The organism is Brevinematales bacterium (genome assembly GCA_026415355.1).
Lineage (GTDB): Bacteria > Spirochaetota > Brevinematia > DTOW01 > DTOW01 > SKYB106.
Genome location: JAOAHF010000073.1, coordinates 1 through 541, shown reverse-complemented (window position 1 = coordinate 541; position 541 = coordinate 1). Strand labels below are relative to the sequence as shown.

General features: G+C 32.3%; 1 protein-coding gene. It reads left to right on the top strand.

Annotation, left to right across the window (positions count from 1 at the left end; translation table 11 throughout):
- Positions 1–332: cupin domain-containing protein (locus N2712_08105; GenBank protein MCX8029940.1), on the top strand; the 332-nt coding region annotated here is incomplete at its 5' end.
- Between the last annotated feature and the right edge of the window lie 209 nt (positions 333–541).

Genomic DNA, 541 nt, shown 5'->3' with positions numbered 1-541 from the left:
CTTATCGTCCTTGGGGATATTACAAAATTTTGGAAACTGGAGAACGTTATAAAGTTAAAAGAATTGTTGTAGAATCTGGCCAAAGTTTAAGTCTCCAAATGCATTATCATCGAAGTGAACATTGGGTAGTAATTAAAGGGACGGCACAAGTAACTACAGGGGATCATGTACAAAAAGTTCATGAAAACGAAAGTATTTATGTGAGTAAAGGAGCCATTCATCGGCTTGAAAATCTAGGCAAGATTCCTTTAGAACTTATTGAGGTTCAAGTAGGAGAGTATCTAGGTGAAGACGATATAGTTCGATTTAAGGATATTTACGCTAGACTGTAGCTTTTTCATGTTGAAAATTTATTTAAGATCTTTTCATCAAATCTTATTTAAGTCCTTTGTATTTTTAGGGCCGCTAGGTAACCTTTTGACGCCTCAATTAATTGCACCTTCTTTTAGAAGTTATTATTTATTACTTCCTTTATTCCCTTTATTTTATTTTCAGTGTAAACAGAGTCAAGTTAAAATTATTTTATCTTTCTCTATTTTTC